This window comes from Streptomyces sp. WM6386 (assembly GCF_000972385.1).
Taxonomy (GTDB): Bacteria; Actinomycetota; Actinomycetes; order Streptomycetales; family Streptomycetaceae; genus Streptomyces.
This window is the reverse complement of sequence record NZ_JXTE01000534.1, coordinates 1-419: the sequence shown is the minus strand read 5'-3', so window position 1 is coordinate 419 and position 419 is coordinate 1. Positions and strand designations below refer to the sequence as shown.

Genomic DNA, 419 nt, shown 5'->3' with positions numbered 1-419 from the left:
CCGCCACGCTCGCCGTCCTCTCTGCCGTCTCCTTCGGCGGGCGGACCGTGGACTCGATGACCGCTCCGGGACTGGACTCCCGACGGGCCGCGGAACTGATCGAGCGGGCAGGCACCGGCCAGGAGGGGATGACCGCCCAAGTGGTCGTCACCCCCCTCGACGACGGTGCGACGTTCTTCGACGACGACGACGACGACGGCGCGCGCGCCGCTCTCACGCGGCTGCGGGCCGAGGTGAAGCGGCTGCCGCACGTGCTCGGCACGAGCGACCCGGCGGCGGGGCTCGACGCACGCGGGGACACCGCCGTGCGCGGCGGCCTTGTCTCGGCCGACGGGCGGATCCCGGTCGTCCGGGGGCAGTACCCCGACCAGAGCCGGCTGTCGGCCGAAGACCTCGAGGCCCTCGTCGATCTCGGCGAC

General features: G+C 74.7%; 1 pseudogene. It reads left to right on the top strand.

Annotation, left to right across the window (positions count from 1 at the left end):
- Positions 1–56 precede the first annotated feature (56 nt).
- Positions 57–419, top strand: a pseudogene (locus TN53_RS42585) (MMPL family transporter); the annotation flags it as partial.